The organism is Oceanobacillus caeni (assembly GCF_019037185.1).
Taxonomy (GTDB): Bacteria; Bacillota; Bacilli; order Bacillales; family Amphibacillaceae; genus Oceanobacillus; species Oceanobacillus caeni.
Genome location: NZ_JAHHXM010000008.1, coordinates 84,468 through 100,729, shown reverse-complemented (window position 1 = coordinate 100,729; position 16,262 = coordinate 84,468). Strand labels below are relative to the sequence as shown.

Here is a 16,262-nt window from a genome sequence, read left to right as displayed (position 1 = left end):
CATATGGGAGAAAAAAATATGTTAAAACTGTTATATTCAGGGCAGATAATCCAGCAAAAATGATTGAGGAGATAAAATCTAATATGAAGTTATTAAGTAATGAGTAAATAATTATACACCTGTCAAAATCCTCTTCCCCTCCCCCTGCTTTATAGTTGGTATCCAAACTAGAAAGAAGCTGGGGAGAAATGGTGACTGTATTTAACTTAATTCGAAACTACACCAATTAAGGCTGAATCAATAGTGGTTCAGTCTTTTACTTTTCCAAATAATCCTTCAATCTTTTATCCAACACGGATTCAATCGAATTTTGTTTTCTTATCTTCTCACTTCTAATTACGTGCATTATTATTGTGATGTCATTCATCAAACCTGACGTGTTATACATTTTGTAACTACAAGAAAGGTATTATTTGCCATAATCAAGTAAGAAAGCGAGAGGGCCAAATATATTTAATAGTTGTAGAACAACAATTATTGCCTGGGTTTAGAATAGATTTTTAGAGTAGGATATTTTATTAAACTTCCATTAATAGCATGATAGAAACGGATTGAATGTGAATTGTTTTAATTTAGGTATCTAATGAAATTGTTAGTGGCATGGGTACATACGCTTATAAAGAATATGTTAAAACTCTGGAATATAGTTAATTAGCAATACAGGAGGTGTTGATATGTATAATCGTAAAGATGAAATTATCACAGGTTTAGTGTTGGGCAGTTTATCTATTGCTTTAACTGGAAGTATTATCTTTTGGTATTTTGGAGATCCACAAAAATTTATCGAGCATAGATTAGGTGTTAATGCAGAAGCATTTAATAACCCTATTGTTTGGATATTAACAATTATAATTGCATTTGGATATATTATGTACACGGTTAAAGTAATCCCATTTGTACGTGATCATTTATTTACATTTTCATGGCTTAAAGTGATTGGTGTTTGGGCTGTATTCGTTTCTAGCATTGTAGAAGAGATTTTGTTTAGGCAAGTATTGATGGATTGGCTAATGGGTTTAGATTATTCAATACTTATACAAGTATTAGTTTCGGCTTTTATCTTTGGATTAGCACATGGGGCATGGGTATTTCTTGGAGGAGAGTTGAGAATAGCACTTCCAGTGATACTCTCCACTACAATTCTTGGTGGTTTACTAGCTATTCTGTACATTATAGCTGATCGTAATATACTTGCACCAATTGTAGCTCATATATTGATAAACTTATTCATTGAACCTTGGCTTATACTTTCAGCAGTTACGAGGAAATGGGATAACAATATAAAAGAAAATGAAGATAATTAACCATGCCGATCGTGATTACTTTTTGAAAGCCCTTATAGCAAATTTTGTTTTATACAAGTCTATCGAAAAAACAAAAGGAAATCTAAAGATATTGCCTGCTCATTTACAAGAAATCGTATTTAAGTTACCTTATGGATGACAATGAGTATTGTTATTTGTATGTAGCGATTAGTATTGTAACTTATGTGGGATTTGACCTTGTTTCTTATTATTTATAAGTTTTCAAGGATTTTAAGATTTGGTCTGGCGGTTAATAGAAGTTATTGTATGTTACCACGTTTCTAAAGAAAAAGGATAGTTTGGGGGCATGATGATGAAGGTGAACATCGAAATTGACGATAAGCATGCAGAACCATCCATAACCATTCAGACAAATGAATGGTCCGATGAACTGGAAGAAATAGTTGCAATTATTAAACGGAAAAATCGAAAGCGTATACTTGGGATTGAGTCAGATCAAACGGTACTACTTGACCCCAATCAGGTAGAATTTGTATATGCTGAAAAAAGAAAAATTCTTGCATGCATTGGTAAACGGAATATTGAAGTAAGGATGAAGCTCTATGAAATAGAAGATGTTTTAGCTCCTTATGGCTTTATGCGTTTTTCAAAATCAGTCATCGGCAATCTTAATCATATTGAACGTTTTGAGTTATCATTTAATGGAAATCTCTGTGTTTATTTTCATTCTGGAAATAAAGAGTTTATTACACGAAAATATGTGAAATCAATCAAAGATAGATTGGTTATGGGAGGGCAGTCAGATGATTGTTGAAGCAGTTAAAAGAAGTATGATGGGGATAGCTCTAGGTGGTATTTTTACATTTATTGCCCTTACTGTTGTAATGTTTACCAGCACGGACGCTGCTATCTCACAAATATGGATTTATATGCTCTGTTCTTTTATTCTTGGTATTTATTTTGGATTGGCCTCGTTTTTGTTTGAGGATAATGGCTGGAGTTACCTGAAAAAAACCGCTATTCATTTCTGCTTGTCGATAGCTGTTTACTTTACAATCGCCTTGTTTATTGCTGACTGGATTCCATTTAGCTTAGCAGCAATTTTAATAAGTTTTCTGGTTTTTATATTTGTTTATGCTGTTTTTTGGATGGGGTATTATCTATATTACAAAAAGGTGGAAGCATCGTTGAACGCTAGTTTGAAGAAGAAAAATGATATATTCAAGTGAGTAGAATCCATATACTATATTGGGTAAATTCAATAAATGAGTAGCTTTTTCAACAGCATATTTTTGGCATATGACTCTATTCATTAGTTATTGAACTGATGAAATTCTTTTCCCTATGTTAAAAAAGTTTGAAACACCTGCTTTAAAGTCTGGTATCTAGAGTGGAAAGAAGAGGGTGGAGAAAGAGTTAGATTGTGGTGCAAGTAATAGTGATTCTGATGGGTGGTTACTGTAGTGAAATTTTGGAAAGGTACGAATTAATTGAAAGAGCAATAGAAACTTTTCATGAAATTTTTACGAAGATTGAAGAAAACAGTGGTGTATCTGTGATATACACTATGCCTAAAAAATAAGTGTCAAATTGTTCAATTAAAAAGGTCATTCCTTAATGAAGCTTTTATTTTTCTAATCCGTACATAAGGTTATGTGATTATTGTAAATGATGGAGGTGTCAAATGTGTCTAAAGAAGTTATTTTCATCTTAGTTATAGCATCTATGGCTATATGGATTACGGTTTCTCGAGAGGCTGTAAAACCTTCAAAAAAGATAAACTGGCGAAAAATGATAACATTACTGTCTGCTGGATCTTTATCTGCATTAGTTATAACCATTACACTTTTTCAAAGCTTGCTGTTTTAGTTCTGTTTCCGGGTACGTTATTTCAAAAAAGTGGCGATGATTTTTTAGTAATTGGCAGTATAGTTAAATGAAATTTATTTCGGTTGGAGAATGGAGAGAGAAATAGGGTGAAAAAACGATGGTATTTCTGGTGGATTGGTAACATATTTTGGATTATCATTTTTGTAATTGGATTAGCTATTATTTGGTTAAGAGAGGTCGATGGTGCTGGGGTTACTCAAACACCTGAGCTTAAATTATTGGCATTTATAGTCTTATTGATTGCGTTTATAATACCAACGATTATTCAAGGTGTGTGGCTAATTGTTAATTTGAGAATTAGCAGTAGTAAATAAACAAATACGATGTTATTATATAGGGCAGTTTTCTTCAATAACTGAAGCATTTTTTCTATGAAAGCAAGTTTAATAAAGGAAGAACAAGTAGTCTTCAGCTTTTTACCCGTATTATGTTCTCTTCTTTTGGAAACGTTTATATTCATTTTTTATGTTGACATATATTCTTTAATCTAAAACAAAAGATATGGTAAAGTAATATTGTAAGTGAATAATAGAATCTGCGTATTGGCAGGAGAGGTTCGAAATTCCATCCCTCTATAAAAAACTAAGGAGCTAGGACAGCACCTTCTTTAGTGTTGTCTTTTTTGTCTAGCTCCAGCGCCCAGCGACTAGCGAGACTTCCCTCACCTCCGTACGATAAGTCAACATCGACTCACTCCGTTCGTCGTGTTTCCTTTATCTCCTACGGCTCAGTCCAGTCCGTACGTCGCTAAACGGGCGCTTACGCTTTTCTTTATTGGATGGATACAAGCTCCCAAAGATACAAAATAAACGAAGGAGTGATGATTCATGATGCAACAGATTTATCCGGTTACAGAACATCCCTATGCATATGAACTAAATAAAGATTTTCAATTTGCTGCAGCTCATTATGTACCACATGAGGATGCTGGGAAATGTCAAAATATGCATGGGCACACCTATTTTACCAATATCACCATTGCTGGAAACGAACTTGATCACACAGGTTTTTTAGTTAATTTTAAAAAAATAAAAGACTTAATTCACAAGAGATTTGATCATCATGTGATGAATGAAGACACCAAATTCTCCGACCAAGACGCTGAATACTTTCCGACAACAGAAGTGGTTGCCCGGACTATCTATGAAATCATTCAGGAATACCTAAACACCCTACAGAATAAGCCAACTTGTGTTCAGGTATATTTAAGGGAAACGCCTACGAGCTATTGTATTTACCGACCAAAGGAGAAAACATTATGAGAAAAATACCTGTACTTGAAATATTTGGCCCAACTATTCAAGGGGAGGGAATGGTCATTGGCCAAAAAACAATGTTTGTCAGAACGGCCGGCTGTGATTATTCCTGTTCCTGGTGTGATTCGAAATTCACCTGGGACGGTTCAGAAAAGGAATCGATTCAAATGATGGAACCGCAGGAAATAGTGGAAGCATTATATGAAAAGGGAGGCGGACGATTTCAACATGTTACCATCTCTGGAGGAAATCCAGGATTATTGGCTCAATTAAATGCATTGGTAGATTTACTTCATGAAAATCAGGTGAAGGTTGCATTGGAAACACAAGGTAGCAGATGGCAGGAATGGTTTACAAAGATAGATGATCTAACGATTTCGCCTAAGCCGCCAAGCTCTGGAATGACTACAAATTTTGAAACATTGGATTTTATCATCCGTTCATTAAAGGAAAAACAACAGGGGGATTTCAGTTTAAAGGTAGTCGTCTTTGGGAAAAAAGATTTGCAATATGCCATCAACATACACAAAAGGTATCCTGATGTAAAATTGTTTTTGCAAGTGGGTAATGATGATTTAGAAACGGGAGAACAGGAGAAGTTGTTAGCCTATCTGCTTGAAAAATACGAACGATTGGTTGATCTTGTAATGAATAGTTCAGAATTGAACGATGTTCGGGTATTGCCGCAACTTCACACCTATTTATGGGGAAATAAACGTGGTGTTTGATATAAAAACTTTAACCTTACTCTTCCAAAGTAGTGGGTTCAAGCATTTTGTCTAAAGGAATGTGTTCGGTGAGATTCTTTTATTGGAGTTGAACATATTTGGGAAAACATTTTATTAAGAATCGCTTATTAGAAAGGATTATAGGGGCGAGCTTTTCAATATCAATCTTTTTTATCGTCATAATTAGCAGTAGTGGATTTAATTTTTTTGAATTCCATGAACTGATTACAATACCGGCGATTTGGGCTTTATTTTTTGGCTACGGAATAATTAGTTCCATTTTCATAGATGTTATTGGGAAATTCATACCCAATTTTACAGGTAAACAAATTTTGCTTTATTTTTTGATTGGATATCCCCTTTTCTTGGTTTTGATGCCAATAGAATACGCGTTAATCGCTGGAACAATTGGTGGCTTTTTCTCTCTTCTCTTTTTATTTGGTAAAGAAAAGTTAAAGCCTTTAAAGTGGTATAGCTGGATTGTAATTGTTATACCGCTTGTTTGTTTGGTGATGATTCCTATGGATCATACAAGTAAAGTCGGGTGGAATGAAGTGACAGGAGATACATTTGTAGAGGTGGAATACGAATATTTTAATGGGGAGCACTTGATACCTATTCATGGAGAACAAGGTGAACGAATTTACTTTGACGTAGAACATCATTTTAAAAATGGAAATAGCTATGGCATGTCTCTTTATGATGAAAATGGCGATTATGCAGGAATGAATGAAGAAAATGACGATGTATCAAGCGTGGATTTTAAAAAAACAGCAACAAAATATATTGTTGTTCAAGCTATTAATGGGGAACAAGGACAATTTCGGGTGAGGTGGTGGAAGGAAGGGGAGACAGTGCCTGATTGGGCTAAGTGACTTTCAACTTATTGCCGATCTATTTGATGTCTATAGAAAATAGGAAAAGGGGAAATAAAATGATACCGATTATTTTATCTATAATACTAATACTAGTACTGATTTTTTCCATAATTCTTGTGGTCCGAAAAAGAAAAAGGGCTGGTATAACAGGGATAAAAAGTGCTTTAACTCCAATTTGTTTTTATATTATTGGTATTACAAACCTTTTAGCCTATTGGTTTAACTTTATGGGAATATTGAATTGGTCTATTTCTATGATTTTGCTAATTTTAGGTGCTTATTTTACAAAATATATGCCGGTTTCTGAAAAATGACTAGTTCAATTATAAAATGTTGATTTTATTTAATTGAAATGAAATGGGATGGGATTAAACATGACGAAGAAATATACCACATTTGGAAAGGTAATTTATTGGTTAGGTTTTCTATTTTTTATATCAGGATTATTCTTTTTTAGTGAGAGTGGTGTGTTGGCAGAAGATATTCCAGAAACCTTCTATCCTTTTGCATTACCATCAACCATAATAGGGATTATTCTACTCCTTATTTCTAATTTCTTTAAAAAAAGGAACGTTTAGTTGTTTCGAATTTAATTTGTATATAAAAATATTCAGGGGGGAGATAATTTGAAGAAGGTTCTAGTATTAATACTTTGCTATATTATTCTTTTCGCGACTTTAGCTGCGTGCCAAAAAGAATATACTGAAGAATACATAGAGTGGGGAGAAAAGACAAATGGCAATGTTGCTGAACTGTTAGAAAATAATGATATACCATATGAGATAAGAGATGGAATCATATATATACCGGAAGATGCTTTTGATAAAGCTATTTATTGTTGTGCTTAGTAGAAAATTGTAAGTTAACAGATGCGGTTGCCGGACAAGGAGGATGCTGTGCGTAAGGAAGTCGCTTACCGTGTTAAAGGGGGGGTTATTAAAAGAAAGTAACGAGACATTATCGTTACTCTCTTTCCCATCAAAAAGATTTGTTGTAGAATCATAGTCTAATTTTTCACTTAATTGAGTGTATATTCGTATTGTTTCGCTCTTTCGTGTCCAAGTGTGTAGACAATACTCATTCTATGAGGCGAAATACTTTTCTTTGTTACCTCAATAAATGTAAGGGCATATGTTAAAATATTAGATGTTTATCCTTGTAGCGTTATGCATTCCTTCCATTCCTTCCAATCCTTCCCCAATAAGGTTTTTAACATTTTATCAAATCATCCTTTATTCTATTCCTTTATAATCCCACTGTATATACATCAAGGTATTCCCTACGTTCTCTAATATCCCCTACATGACTATTCTAAAAAACTTAAGGTTTTCTTAAGGAATCTATTAAGGTCTTCTTATGTTTTGGTATGTAAATTGAACATATCAATTATTTCTATGGTAACAGACAAGGGGAATGATTATGACAGAGAGAAAGGTGTATATTCTTTTAACGGATACTGGTACATTTTTTACAAAGTTGATAAAGCTATATACAAAGAAACCTTATAACCATGCATCAATATCTTTTGACTCTGAATTATCAGAAGTATATAGTTTTGGAAGAAAAAAGGTTTGCAACCCATTCAATGGGGGGTTTGTAAAAGAAGATGTGAGACAAGGTATATTTAAAGAAGCAGATTGTGCGGTTTATTCCCTTACAGTTACAGAAATTCAAATGCAAAACATGAAGCGTTATATACAGGAGATCGAAGGACATAAGGAATACTATCGCTATAACTTTTTAGGTTTATTCGGGTTTATATGTAAAAACCCAATAGAAAGAGAAAAAGCATTATTCTGTTCTCAGTTTGTTGCTTCAGTGCTAAAAGAATGTAACATCATTGATTTTGAAAAGCCACTATCACTAATAGCGCCAGATGAATTTCAAGAAGTAACTGAATTGCAACTGGTGTATAAAGGAAATTTAAGGGCTTATGCTAGTAAAGAGGAAGGGAATAAATTGCCTATTCCTGTTCAGTATATACCAGCCGAATTGTGATCCATCTTCTAATAAATTAAACGAAAAGGAAGAAGTTAAAGTGAATCAGACGATCAATATTTTAGTTGTTGAAGATGACAATGATATTAACCAATTATTATGCCGAATTGTAAAAAAGAGCCAGTATCATCCACAACCTGCTTATTCTGGTACAGAGGCTCTGATTTATTTAGATAAACAGAATTGGGACTTAATTTTACTTGATTTAATGCTTCCAGGTATGGCCGGTGAACAAATTCTTGAAAAAATAACAGAAAAAGGTTCGATTCCAGTTATTATTATTTCAGCAAAAAGTGAAAAGGAAACAAAAATTAATAGTTTAAGATCAGGTGCGGATGACTTTATTTCTAAACCTTTTGATGTTGATGAGGTATCTGCTCGCATTGATTCGCTCCTTCGTAGATATAGACGTACGAATGAAACTCCTAAACAAGTATTAACTCACAATGGTATTCATCTTGATTTGGAAACAAAGGCCGTTTATGTAGAAGGGGGAGAAATCACGTTAACCGTTCGAGAATACAAGATATTAAAGCTTCTAATGACTACACCTAAAAAAGTCTTTTCTAAATCTAATTTATTCGAAAGTGTATGGGACGAGCCTTTTCATGGGGATGACAACACGGTTAACGTTCACATGAGTAATTTGCGAAATAAGCTCTTAAAGGCAAATCCGAATAAAGAATATATAGAAACGATATGGGGGATGGGATATCGTATGAAAACTTAAGTTTTTCTTAAGATTTGTCTTAATCCTTTCTTAAGTTTTAGAGACCATACTGGACTGGTGAACAATTATGGAGGGATAAATTAATGGATGAATATATTCTAAGAACGAATAAGCTAACAAAAAAGTATACAAATGATTTTGCCCTTGAAAAGGTTAATATCTCCATTAAAAAAGGTGAAATTTACGGATTCATTGGTAAAAATGGTGCAGGTAAATCAACGATGCTACGTTTAATAACGGGGCTTGCCTTCCCAACAAGCGGTTCAATAGAGTTATTTGGAAATGATAATCGAAATGAGCTAATTAATGCACAAAAAAGAATGGGCGCCATTATCGAGAATCCTGCTCTTTTTCCGAATATGAGTGCCTATGAAAATTTAGAAGTCCATCGATTACAAAAAGGCATTCCTGGAAGTGTTTGTATCCAAGAAACATTGGAGCTTGTCGGACTTTCTAATACTGGAAAGAAAAAGGCAAAAAATTTTTCACTTGGAATGAAGCAAAGGCTTGGTCTTGCGATTGCCTTATTAAGCGATCCTGAATTCTTAATTCTTGATGAGCCAACAAATGGATTGGACCCAATGGGAATTGTTGAGTTGAGGGAATTAATAAAAAAGTTAAACCGTGAAAAGGGATTAACCGTTTTAATATCAAGCCATATATTAAGTGAACTCCATCTTCTCGCAACCAGTTTCGGAATCATTCATAAAGGTAAACTACTTGAAGAGCTTACTGCTAAAGAACTGGATGAAAAATGCAGACAACATTTAAGAATAAAGGTTGATGATCCGATAATGGGTGCAACCGTACTGGAACAGAATCTATCAACGACTGATTTTGAAGTGATGCAAGATGGTACATTAAAACTTTACAAGTATCTCGATGATGTACGTAACGTTTCACGTGCACTAACAAATCATGGTCTTGTTATCGAACATCTCTCGCAAAATGGTGATAGTCTTGAAAGTTATTTTTCAAAATTAGTAGGGGGCCATAAGGAATGACTAATCTTATTAGAGCCGAAATGTTCAAATTACAACGGAATAAGACATTTTGGGTTTTATTACTAACCATAATAGTATTAAGTACTTTGTTACATTACCTCATTATAATTGACTGGTGGCAAATTAATGAAACTTCATTTGATACTGCTGGATTAAGCGAATTAAATGCTTTATCAATCTTTACAGTCCCTCTATTTTTCAACTTAATTGTCAGCACACTCGCTGGATTTTTTATCTCAATCGAATTCTCACAAAGCGGTGTAATTAAAAATCAGGTAATAAGCGGTAATAAAAGATCAACTATTTTTATGGCAAAGTCTTTTATCTTTTCACTGGGCGCCATCGTTGTTACAATACTGATTCCATTAGTAACAGCTATCATTTTGGTCATCTTAACTGGACACGGAGATATAATAGATAGTTCTAATTTGATGTATTTAGGGAGAGCTTATGGGTTATTTACACTTCAATTTCTAGGTTATACTGCTATTATTATGTTATTATCCATTATTACGGATGATAGTGGAAAAACAATTATTATCTCTATTTTATTCACAATCGTGATGTATGCAGTTGAAAAACTTTCTAAGCCGCCGTTGATTGAGATGGTATATGAGAATTCTATCTTTCAGCAATTTAGCGAAGTATTTAAATACACCATGACAAAAGGTGAAATCATAAAGTCCATGCTTATTGGGGTAGTAACGATAATAATTGTTACTTTATGTGGAGTATTCTATTTTAATAGAAAAGAAATTAAATAATATATAGGTAAGCGGGTGGGAACCATGTTTTATGTAGTCATATTCATATTCTTAATAACAGTTTTTTTACTCACTCGCTTATTTGCTTTAAAAAAAGAAGTGAAAAACATAAGTAAGCAGTTAAAAATCTATAATGATCGAAAAACTAACAAAAAAATACATATGGCTCTTTTGGATAAAGATGTGGAAAGTCTAGGGTTGGAAATTAATAAACTTATTGATTTATACATGTCTGAGAATAGAAAGAGAGTCAGATTTGAAAGGGAACAGAAACAAGCAATTGCTAATATATCCCATGACTTGAGAACTCCATTAACTTCTATTTTAGGATATATTCAGATGGCTGAGGAAGATGATGTTACAGCTGCTGAGAGAAAAGAATTATTATCTATTGCAAACAAACGAGCAAAAAGGCTGGAGATGTTGTTAAAGGACTTTTTTGAGTTGAGTATTATCGAGTCTACAGATCATCAACTAAAGTCTGAACGAATCAATCTGAGGAGCATAACAATAGATGTCTTGATGAGTTTTTATGACCGTTTTTATGAGAGGAATATGGAACCCACCATTCACATACCTGAAAGCGATGTATTTATAATGGCTGATGAGTCAGCAGTTACGAGAGTCATTGAAAATCTAATTTCCAACGCCATTTCTCACTCAGATGGAAATATTATTATAAGTCTTGAGGAACGAGATTTTATGGTTGCACTAGTTGTAAAAAATGATGCACATTCCTTGACTGAACAGGATGTGGACTTCATGTTCGACCGGTTTTATAGGGCAGATCAATCACGTTCTGGCAAAAGTACTGGACTAGGCTTGTCGATTGTGAAGAGCTTTATGGAAAAAATGAATGGAACAATTATGGGACAGTTAAGTGATGGACAATTATCTATCGTTTGTGAATGGAATTCGGTGGTAATTAAAGATTAAAATGAACCGGTGAATCAGCTTATGTTGTGTTAAGTTAATCTTTCCCTAATTAAATTATAGCATATAAAAAATAGCAAATATAGACTATTTATTTTCATTCCCTACTGTTAGAATCAACAATACATTAATGGATAGGGGAGATTGGATGAGTTCTTTGGTTCTCGGTTTAAAGGAAATAGAAAATTCACAGCTTTTGCTTGTTGGAGGAAAGGCGTTAAATTTAAGGAAGTTATCCAAAATCCAGGGAATTCAGGTACCGGAAGGATTTTGTGTTACGTCAGAGGTTTATCAAAAAGTCCTCAAACATAACGTAGACTTCCACGCATTGTTGGATCAACTAAATCTAGTAAAAGCAGAGGAACGTGACAAAATTAGTGTCATCTGTCAGAGGATTCGACAAACTATTATGGAAGTAGAAATTCCTTCCGATGTTGTGAAAGCAGTTGACCATTATCTCTCCAGGTTTGGTGAGGAACAGGCTTATGCAGTGCGTTCTAGTGCAACTGCTGAAGATCTACCATATGCCTCTTTTGCTGGCCAACAAGACACCTATTTAAATATCATCGGTAAAAATGAAATTTTACAACATATCAGTAAATGCTGGGCTTCTCTATTTACTGATCGTGCAGTGATTTATCGTATGCAAAACGGATTTGACCACAGACAAGTATATTTATCTGTTATTGTTCAACGGATGGTGTTTCCACAGGCTTCAGGAATTTTATTCACTGCTGATCCGATTACCCATAACCGAAAGATACTATCAATCGATGCCAGTTTTGGACTTGGAGAAGCACTAGTCTCAGGTTTGGTCACTGCTGATTGTTATAAAGTTAAAGCAAATAGAATTATTGATAAGAGGATAGCAACTAAAGAATTAGCTACCTATGGACGAAAAGAAGGAGGAACGAAGACCGAGCAGATCGATCCGGATAAGCAAAGGTCTCAAACACTTACTAACGGACAGATTTTACAATTGGCACGCATCGGAAGACAGATCGAGGCTTATTTTGGTTTTCCACAAGATATCGAATGATCTTTGGTCGATGGCACATTTTTTATTGTTCAGAGTCGCCCAATCACAAGGCTTTTCCCTATCCCTGAAACGAATGATGATGAAAAACGTGTTTACGTATCTGTCGGTCATCAACAAATGATGACTGACCCCATGAAGCCGTTGGGATTATCTTTTTGGCTATTAACAACTCCTGCGCCAATGCGTAAAGCTGGTGGAAGGTTGTTTGTTGATGTTACAGATCAGCTTGCTTCCCCTGTCAGTAGAAACATGTTATTAAATGGCATGGGACAGCATGATCCGCTTATGAAAGACGCACTCATGAACATCATTGAACGGGAAAACTTTATAAAATGGTTACCAAATGATCATAAAGCACCGAGTCCCACAAGAGGCAATATAGATATGCAGGCACAAATCGAAAACAATCCATCTATCGTGTCTGATTTGATTAAGCATAGTCAAGAATCGATAAAACAGTTAAAACAGAACATCCGAACGAAGTCAGGAACAAATTTATTTGATTTTATTCTTGAGGATATTCAGGAATTAAAGAAGTTGTTGTTTGACCCACAAAGTTCAGCGGTATTTATGGCAGCTATGAATGCTTCAACATGGATAAATGAAAAAATGAACGAATGGTTAGGGGAAAAAATGCAGCGGACACACTTTCTCAATCTGTACCAAATAATATTACTTCGGAAATGGGTCTAGCACTATTGGATGTCGCAGATGTAATTCGTCCTTATCCAGAATTAATAGCTTATTTACAGGGTGTAAAAAATGATAACTTTTTGGATGAGCTGGTAAAGTTTGAAGGTGGACAGGAAGCCCAAGATGCGATAACAGCTTACCTGAACAAATACGGAATGCGATGTGTCGGCGAAATCGATATGACGAAAACCCGTTGGAGCGAAAAACCAATTACACTTATCTCCATGATTCTTAGTAATATCAAAAACTTTGAGCCTAATGCCAGCAAACGGAAATTTGAGCAAGGGCGACAAGAGGCTTTGAAAAAGGAACAAGAGTTATTAGACCAATTGAAACAATTACCGGATGGTGAACAAAAAGCGACAGAAACAAAGCGGATGATTGACCTCATCCGGAATTTCATCGGATATCGTGAATATCCGAAATACGGTATGATTAGTCGTTACTTTGTTTATAAGCAGGCATTACTGAAAGAAGCCGAACAACTCGTACAAGCGGACATTATTCATGAAAAAGAAGATATATACTATCTCACTTTTGAAGAACTTCATGAAGTCGTACGCACGAATAAACTGGATTACCAGATCATCAACAAGCGAAAAGACGATTACAAATTATATGAAAAACTAACTCCTCCGCGTGTGATCACCTCTGATGGTGAAATCATTACAGGTAAGTATAAACGAGAAAATCTCCCAGACGAAGCAAAAGTGGGTCTACCTGTCTCTTCAGGAGTTATAGAGGAACGTGCTCGAGTCATCTTAAACATGGAAGAAGCTGATTTAGAAGAGGGAGATATATTAGTTACTGCCTTTACTGACCCTAGCTGGACACCATTGTTTGTATCGATAAAAGGTCTCGTCACTGAGGTTGGCGGACTGATGACCCACGGAGCAGTTATTGCACGCGAATATGGCTTACCTGCAGTTGTTGGCGTGGAAAATGCTACAAAACAGATAAAAGATGGGCAACGAATTCTTGTGAATGGAACAGAAGGGTATATCAAAATATTGTAATTGCTTAATAAGACCAGATTTAGAAAACCAATCAAGATTTTAGGCTGAATCCTATATATAAGGGTTCAGCCCTTTTTATTGGTTCAATATTTTTTTCAATTCTTGACCAGCCCAGATATAGTGAAACTTTACTTTTCCCAATCCGTAGTAACATATAATGGCAAAGTAATAGGATAAAGGATTACCAAATAGCGGAATAAAATAATGCTTTCAATCATTGTGGATGATCTAAATAAATATAATGTGGGATAATGTCTCACTAAAAATGAGTTATCAATCTGTTGGGCAGTTGTTGAATAAGGATAACTCAAGAATTTAAAGGGGGATTAGTTGTATGAACCTCAACAGAAATTGGGGAATATGTTTTTGGATATAAAAAGGCAAAAAAAGATATGGTAATTGAGAATTTAAAAATTGTTATAAATGATGGTGAAACGGTCTTAAATGAAAGTGAATACAAAGGTGCAACTGTTAAGTTTCCATCTAAATGCTCAGGTTGTGCGATTACTGATACAGACACACCTATCCAAGTGACGATAGAATGGGGGAAAGGAAAAGAAGAAACTTTTTCAATGGAGTCGAAATAGTTTTTTGCTCAACTATTAGGCGCAATGGATGGACAGGGGGTTGTCGAGTTTACTTGTTGTGTTAAGTGCAGTATTGTTCTAGTCATGAAACGTTTTTTTAGGTTCAATCGTACTTAATGTGATGGACAGTGAAGGTAGGGTTGAAAAGAAAGAGTGAGAGTGGAGGGCGTTGTAGTTTGGTACTTTTAGGTTTTATCGTAATAGTTATGACTCTTTTATCAATAGAAGGGCAGCTTAGAAAACGATATAAACAACAACAAGAAATAATTGAATTACTAAAGCAAATAAAAGAAAAGGATTGATTAATTTTTGAAAATTAACAAGACGACTATTGTTTTCCATACTGTTTTTAGTGGAATTATTGCACTTTTTGTATCTACATTTTTCGCTTCTGGAACAATTGCGGAGAATTATACGGATGACACATTTGTAGCTCCATTCTTCTTCTTTGTTTTAGCAATATGGTTAGTTGGTGTGCTGTTTCTCTTTCTCTTTCCTAGAAAATTTCATACATCCATTAATATCATGTGGTTATCCATACCATTAGGAATAGTAATTGCATTTCCAATAGAAGCGTTGTTATAAGTTGTAGGTTATGTTGTGAAAAAAAGCGTGCTAAAACTAAAGGGGACGTTACTTTGAAAACGGCAGCATATATTAGAGAATTAAAAAGGAGAGCAAGTTACTGCCTCCCTAACAATTGCAAATTAATAAAGGCAGAATATGGTCAATGGGGAAAATTAGAAAGTGAAATTGAGGTGTTATGTTTTGCAAAGTTGTGAGAACTGTAATGCAGAATTTAGCTGGAGTAGAATCTATAAATCTTTGTTTTGGAATTATAAACCTATTAAATGTAACGAATGCAATACGATACATAAGATAACGATTCCTAGTAGGTTCATTTTTGTCTCTTTCACTATTCTTCCAATGCTAATCTTTGGTCACTTCCTGTCCCCTTTTAGCAATATTATTGTGACACTTGGTATAGCTTTTTTTATTTTTATAATCGGCTCTTTGTTTACCCCTTTTTTAGTTACGTATAAAGAGTCCTAGCGACCTAATGTACTCGAGTAATTGGTGCATATATTTATAGGATTGATTAGTAAGAATAGTGAGTTGTGATTATAAATAGAAGATGAAAGATATATTGCCACTCAGGGTTCTAAAACGATGAAAAAATAAATAAGGTGAGAAGTGCGATAAACACTTCTCTTTAAGGATTAATATCCACCCCCAACATATGAAGCACCAACAATGATAAGCAGGATGAAAAGTACAACGATCAATGCAAATCCTGCTCCCATACCATATCCGCCACCTTCGTAGCCCATAGAACCCCCTCCTTCCTGTGAATATATAATAGTTTATGAATCAACTATATGATTCGACATGGACAAGCGTGGAATTTAGCAACAATGGAATTTAGCAACAATGGAATTTTCGTCTATGACGTATTACATCTGCTTTAGCAGGTGGTCGTT

Annotated in this window: 21 protein-coding genes, 1 pseudogene and 1 riboswitch; of the genes and pseudogenes, 21 read left to right on the top strand and 1 reads right to left on the bottom strand. The window is 34.6% G+C overall.

All coding sequences use genetic code 11. The features are described 5' to 3' along the window. Positions 1 to 674: 674 nt before the first annotated feature. The 21 genes and pseudogenes from KM885_RS07200 (at position 675) to KM885_RS18245 (ending at position 15,834) form a co-directional block, all read left to right on the top strand. Positions 675 to 1,304: a CPBP family intramembrane glutamic endopeptidase gene (locus KM885_RS07200; RefSeq protein ID WP_060668747.1), complete on the top strand. Its 630-nt coding sequence runs from the start codon at positions 675 to 677 to the stop codon at positions 1,302 to 1,304. A gap of 313 nt (positions 1,305 to 1,617) precedes the next feature. After that, positions 1,618 to 2,079 carry a LytTR family DNA-binding domain-containing protein gene (locus KM885_RS07195; RefSeq protein ID WP_047184046.1) on the top strand — a complete coding sequence of 154 codons (462 nt, stop codon included), beginning with the start codon at positions 1,618 to 1,620 and terminating at the stop codon, positions 2,077 to 2,079. After that, complete coding sequence (locus KM885_RS07190) at positions 2,069 to 2,494, top strand: DUF3021 domain-containing protein (RefSeq protein ID WP_060668748.1); 426 nt, start codon at positions 2,069 to 2,071, stop codon at positions 2,492 to 2,494. Before KM885_RS07195 ends, KM885_RS07190 begins: the two co-directional genes overlap by 11 nt. Positions 2,495 to 2,951: 457 nt before the next feature. Beyond that, entirely contained in the window at positions 2,952 to 3,134 is a 183-nt protein-coding gene (locus KM885_RS07185; protein WP_047184044.1) for a hypothetical protein, read from the top strand. A gap of 107 nt (positions 3,135 to 3,241) precedes the next feature. Continuing rightward, the gene (locus KM885_RS07180) at positions 3,242 to 3,469 is read left to right on the top strand and encodes a DUF3923 family protein (protein WP_047184043.1); all 228 of its coding nucleotides are present in this window, start codon (positions 3,242 to 3,244) and stop codon (positions 3,467 to 3,469) included. Between the two features lie 231 nt (positions 3,470 to 3,700). Continuing rightward, positions 3,701 to 3,747, top strand: a riboswitch (PreQ1 riboswitch). 235 nt (positions 3,748 to 3,982) lie between these two features. Then, on the top strand, positions 3,983 to 4,417 hold the full coding sequence (queD, locus tag KM885_RS07175; RefSeq protein WP_047184042.1) for a 6-carboxytetrahydropterin synthase QueD: 435 nt from the start codon (positions 3,983 to 3,985) through the stop codon (positions 4,415 to 4,417). Then, the gene (gene queE, locus KM885_RS07170; RefSeq protein WP_257455672.1) at positions 4,411 to 5,139 is read left to right on the top strand and encodes a 7-carboxy-7-deazaguanine synthase QueE; all 729 of its coding nucleotides are present in this window, start codon (positions 4,411 to 4,413) and stop codon (positions 5,137 to 5,139) included. The genes queD and queE overlap by 7 nt, the downstream gene beginning before the upstream one ends. Positions 5,140 to 5,237: 98 nt before the next feature. Next, a complete protein-coding gene (locus tag KM885_RS07165; RefSeq protein ID WP_060668749.1) occupies positions 5,238 to 6,014 on the top strand; it encodes a hypothetical protein in 777 nt (258 codons plus the stop codon). A 59-nt stretch (positions 6,015 to 6,073) separates the two neighbouring features. Further along, complete coding sequence (locus KM885_RS07160) at positions 6,074 to 6,331, top strand: hypothetical protein (protein ID WP_047184038.1); 258 nt, start codon at positions 6,074 to 6,076, stop codon at positions 6,329 to 6,331. 60 nt (positions 6,332 to 6,391) lie between these two features. After that, positions 6,392 to 6,595 (top strand): hypothetical protein, encoded by a 204-nt coding sequence (locus KM885_RS07155; protein ID WP_204798459.1) that lies wholly within the window; start codon positions 6,392 to 6,394, stop codon positions 6,593 to 6,595. A gap of 48 nt (positions 6,596 to 6,643) precedes the next feature. After that, a complete protein-coding gene (locus KM885_RS07150) occupies positions 6,644 to 6,865 on the top strand; it encodes a hypothetical protein (RefSeq protein WP_047184037.1) in 222 nt (73 codons plus the stop codon). A 571-nt stretch (positions 6,866 to 7,436) separates the two neighbouring features. Continuing rightward, positions 7,437 to 8,015, top strand: a complete 579-nt coding sequence (locus tag KM885_RS07145) for a hypothetical protein (RefSeq protein ID WP_204798458.1) — start codon at positions 7,437 to 7,439, stop codon at positions 8,013 to 8,015. A gap of 40 nt (positions 8,016 to 8,055) precedes the next feature. Next, positions 8,056 to 8,745 (top strand): response regulator transcription factor, encoded by a 690-nt coding sequence (locus KM885_RS07140; RefSeq protein ID WP_047184035.1) that lies wholly within the window; start codon positions 8,056 to 8,058, stop codon positions 8,743 to 8,745. Between the two features lie 83 nt (positions 8,746 to 8,828). After that, a complete protein-coding gene (locus KM885_RS07135) occupies positions 8,829 to 9,749 on the top strand; it encodes an ATP-binding cassette domain-containing protein (protein WP_204798457.1) in 921 nt (306 codons plus the stop codon). Beyond that, positions 9,746 to 10,513 (top strand): ABC transporter permease, encoded by a 768-nt coding sequence (locus KM885_RS07130; RefSeq protein WP_047184033.1) that lies wholly within the window; start codon positions 9,746 to 9,748, stop codon positions 10,511 to 10,513. The genes KM885_RS07135 and KM885_RS07130 overlap by 4 nt, the downstream gene beginning before the upstream one ends. A gap of 24 nt (positions 10,514 to 10,537) precedes the next feature. Then, positions 10,538 to 11,449, top strand: a complete 912-nt coding sequence (locus KM885_RS07125) for a sensor histidine kinase (RefSeq protein ID WP_047184032.1) — start codon at positions 10,538 to 10,540, stop codon at positions 11,447 to 11,449. Positions 11,450 to 11,594: 145 nt separating this feature from the next. Further along, positions 11,595 to 14,194, top strand: a pseudogene (gene ppsA / locus KM885_RS07120) (phosphoenolpyruvate synthase). Between the two features lie 392 nt (positions 14,195 to 14,586). Continuing rightward, the gene (locus KM885_RS07115; RefSeq protein WP_060668752.1) at positions 14,587 to 14,781 is read left to right on the top strand and encodes a hypothetical protein; all 195 of its coding nucleotides are present in this window, start codon (positions 14,587 to 14,589) and stop codon (positions 14,779 to 14,781) included. 176 nt (positions 14,782 to 14,957) lie between these two features. Next, a complete protein-coding gene (locus tag KM885_RS07110; protein ID WP_216883723.1) occupies positions 14,958 to 15,083 on the top strand; it encodes a YrzO family protein in 126 nt (41 codons plus the stop codon). 7 nt (positions 15,084 to 15,090) lie between these two features. Then, complete coding sequence (locus tag KM885_RS07105) at positions 15,091 to 15,366, top strand: hypothetical protein (protein WP_060668753.1); 276 nt, start codon at positions 15,091 to 15,093, stop codon at positions 15,364 to 15,366. Between the two features lie 162 nt (positions 15,367 to 15,528). Next, positions 15,529 to 15,834 (top strand): TIGR04104 family putative zinc finger protein, encoded by a 306-nt coding sequence (locus KM885_RS18245; protein WP_083452578.1) that lies wholly within the window; start codon positions 15,529 to 15,531, stop codon positions 15,832 to 15,834. Positions 15,835 to 16,001: 167 nt separating this feature from the next. Here KM885_RS18245 and KM885_RS07095 read toward each other — a convergent pair whose 3' ends face one another. Further along, positions 16,002 to 16,085: a YjcZ family sporulation protein gene (locus tag KM885_RS07095; RefSeq protein ID WP_379566416.1), complete on the bottom strand. Its 84-nt coding sequence runs from the start codon at positions 16,083 to 16,085 to the stop codon at positions 16,002 to 16,004. Between the last annotated feature and the right edge of the window lie 177 nt (positions 16,086 to 16,262).

What these genes read in the sequence shown, in the direction of transcription:
- KM885_RS07160 (WP_047184038.1), top strand. Translation starts at nt 6,074, where the DNA reads ATGATACCGATTATTTTATCTATAATACTAATACTAGTACTGATTTTT.
- KM885_RS07125 (WP_047184032.1), top strand. Translation starts at nt 10,538, where the DNA reads ATGTTTTATGTAGTCATATTCATATTCTTAATAACAGTTTTTTTACTC.
- KM885_RS07095 (WP_379566416.1), bottom strand. Translation starts at nt 16,085, where the DNA reads ATGGGAGCAGGATTTGCATTGATCGTTGTACTTTTCATCCTGCTTATC.
- KM885_RS07155 (WP_204798459.1), top strand. Translation starts at nt 6,392, where the DNA reads ATGACGAAGAAATATACCACATTTGGAAAGGTAATTTATTGGTTAGGT.
- KM885_RS07115 (WP_060668752.1), top strand. Translation starts at nt 14,587, where the DNA reads ATGGTAATTGAGAATTTAAAAATTGTTATAAATGATGGTGAAACGGTC.
- queD (WP_047184042.1), top strand. Translation starts at nt 3,983, where the DNA reads ATGATGCAACAGATTTATCCGGTTACAGAACATCCCTATGCATATGAA.
- KM885_RS07145 (WP_204798458.1), top strand. Translation starts at nt 7,437, where the DNA reads ATGACAGAGAGAAAGGTGTATATTCTTTTAACGGATACTGGTACATTT.
- KM885_RS07190 (WP_060668748.1), top strand. Translation starts at nt 2,069, where the DNA reads ATGATTGTTGAAGCAGTTAAAAGAAGTATGATGGGGATAGCTCTAGGT.
- KM885_RS07200 (WP_060668747.1), top strand. Translation starts at nt 675, where the DNA reads ATGTATAATCGTAAAGATGAAATTATCACAGGTTTAGTGTTGGGCAGT.
- KM885_RS07135 (WP_204798457.1), top strand. Translation starts at nt 8,829, where the DNA reads ATGGATGAATATATTCTAAGAACGAATAAGCTAACAAAAAAGTATACA.
- KM885_RS07130 (WP_047184033.1), top strand. Translation starts at nt 9,746, where the DNA reads ATGACTAATCTTATTAGAGCCGAAATGTTCAAATTACAACGGAATAAG.
- KM885_RS07195 (WP_047184046.1), top strand. Translation starts at nt 1,618, where the DNA reads ATGAAGGTGAACATCGAAATTGACGATAAGCATGCAGAACCATCCATA.